A 1,161-nucleotide genomic window follows, 5' to 3' on the forward strand; every position below is an offset into this window, starting at 1 on the left:
GACGCGGCCGGCCTCGTCGGTCAGGACGGCCCCGACGAGGGGGTTGGCGCCGCGCACGCCGCGCAGCGCGGCGTGGACGGCGAGGTCCATGGGGTCGGCGGACGGGGTCTCGGCGGCGTTCATCGGGCGACGTCCCCCTCGGGGCCGTCCGGCAGCAGCGTCTCCACGGCGGGCTTGTCCCGGTCTGCGGCGCGCAGCCACACGAAGAAGCCGATCAGGGTGAAGGCGCCGTAGAAGGCGTACATCACGGCCGAGGCGTAGTAGCCGGTGCTCCACAGCAGGGGCACGCCGACGACGTCCACGGCCACCCAGATCAGCCAGAACTCCACCCAGCCGCGCGCCATGCCGTAGGTCGCCAGCAGCGATCCCACGAACGTCCAGGCGTCCGCCCACACCGGCTCCCACGAACCCAGCGCGCGGAACACGGGGGTGAGGGCGACGGTGCCGACCGCCATGGCCGTCACGAGGAACACGCGCCCGCGCCAGCCGGCCCACTCCGGGGTGATGGCGGGAGCGTCCTCGGCGTGGCCCCGGCGGGCCTGACGCCAGCGCGCCCAGCCGTAGACGGAGACGGCGATGAACATGACCTGTCGGCCGGCCTGGCCGAGCAGGGTGGCGTGATCGGCCCCCGTGAACAGGGAGGCGAGGAAGACCGTCAGGAGGATGAGGTTGCCGAGGATGCCCACGGGCCAGGCCCAGACCCTGCGCGCCATGCCGCCCAGGGCGGAGGCGAGGCCGAAGACGTTGCCCAGCACCTCGCGCATGAGCAGGCCGCCTCCCGCGACCGGGATGGTCCGGTTGAACGCGTCCACCAGCCAGTCCATGACCGTGACGCCACCTCCTCGGGTCGGGACTCCGAGGGGTGCGCTCCGCAGCCCTCCCGCGCAGGGCGCGGAACGGCTCCGCCGCGTGCCTCTCCCATCCCGACTGTACGGTCGGCACCGGAATTCCACCGGTCAGGCCGCTCGGCACCGCCTCGGATGAGGACGGGCCGCGCGGTTAGCGGGCTGTCACCGCCGGTGCGGACTTCCACCGCATCTCGGAGCACGTTGCTGTCCAGCAGTATCGCACGCCCGGCCGACCGGGCACGACGGAAGACGTCGGGCGACGTCCGGCGCGGCGGCCGGGCGACCGCGTCGCCGGGCTCAGTGGCAGGCGCGG

Annotated in this window: 1 protein-coding gene and 1 riboswitch; the gene reads right to left on the reverse strand. The window is 73.9% G+C overall.

The features are described 5' to 3' along the window. Nucleotides 1-119 precede the first annotated feature (119 nt). Entirely contained in the window at nt 120-824 is a 705-nt protein-coding gene (pnuC, locus tag HMPREF3105_RS00460; protein WP_070708511.1) for a nicotinamide riboside transporter PnuC, read from the reverse strand. Nucleotides 825-906: 82 nt separating this feature from the next. Further along, nucleotides 907-1,051: riboswitch (FMN riboswitch) on the reverse strand. Nucleotides 1,052-1,161 lie beyond the last annotated feature (110 nt).

The sequence above is a fragment of the Micrococcus sp. HMSC31B01 genome (assembly GCF_001816085.1).
In the GTDB taxonomy this organism is placed as follows: domain Bacteria; phylum Actinomycetota; class Actinomycetes; order Actinomycetales; family Micrococcaceae; genus Micrococcus; species Micrococcus luteus.

Bases quoted from the DNA above. Each gene is read 5' to 3' on its own strand.
- pnuC (WP_070708511.1), bottom strand. From the start codon at position 824: ATGGACTGGCTGGTGGACGCGTTCAACCGGACCATCCCGGTCGCGGGA.